This is a genomic window from Campylobacter volucris, assembly GCF_008011665.1.
In the GTDB taxonomy this organism is placed as follows: domain Bacteria; phylum Campylobacterota; class Campylobacteria; order Campylobacterales; family Campylobacteraceae; genus Campylobacter_D; species Campylobacter_D volucris_A.
The window spans coordinates 1-734 of the sequence record NZ_VOWJ01000004.1 but is presented as its reverse complement, the minus strand read 5'-3'; the positions used below and the strand labels follow the sequence as shown (position 1 = coordinate 734).

General features: G+C 29.4%; 1 protein-coding gene. It reads left to right on the top strand.

Annotated features, from left to right (window positions below):
• Window positions 1–734 (top strand): DUF2920 family protein (locus FPD38_RS00435; protein ID WP_147554854.1); only part of this gene is annotated, 734 nt, incomplete at both ends.

Below are 734 nucleotides of genomic sequence, written 5' to 3'. Positions count from 1 at the left end.
CTTGCACTTTCATCCCACCCAACAATGAATATCAAAATTTTGGCATAATGGCTGCAATTGATCATATCAATGCTTTAAAAGATATTATGAAAAATTATCCTCAATTTCAATCTTTACCTAAGATTTATGGGGGGGGGTCTTATGGAGGTTATTTAGCTTTAATGTGTGCAAAGATAGCTCCTTGGTATGTAGATGGAGTGATAGATAATTCAGGAGCAGGATTGCCGCCACTTAGATATGTAATAGGTAGGGATTTAAATTTAGGAGATGCTATTATGAGTGAAGATGAGTCAAATAGTATAACTTATTGCTATACAGAGACATATTGGACTCGCAAAAACCCAAATTCACCTTATTATTTTGCTGATGAGAATTATCTAATAAGAGCTTTGTTAAATAAAGATCACTTAATCTTGCAAACTCAAAAAAACAAAGATATAGTTTATATAAGCTATCATAGTGCTAAAGATGATTTGACCCCTGCTGAGTATAAAATCCAAATGTGTGAAATTTTAAAAGCTTTAAATTATGACATAACTTTTCATTTAATTGATGAAAAAGATATAGATGGTAAATATATTAAAGATTTAACTCATGGTTGTGGAATTCCTGATAAAGCTTTATTTAATAAAGAACTACCAAAAATGCTTGAAAAATTAAAAGATAAAACCTTTAGTATGAAAGAAGATAGTATAAGTTATCCTTGTAAAAACAAAGTTTTTACTTTTAAGGAT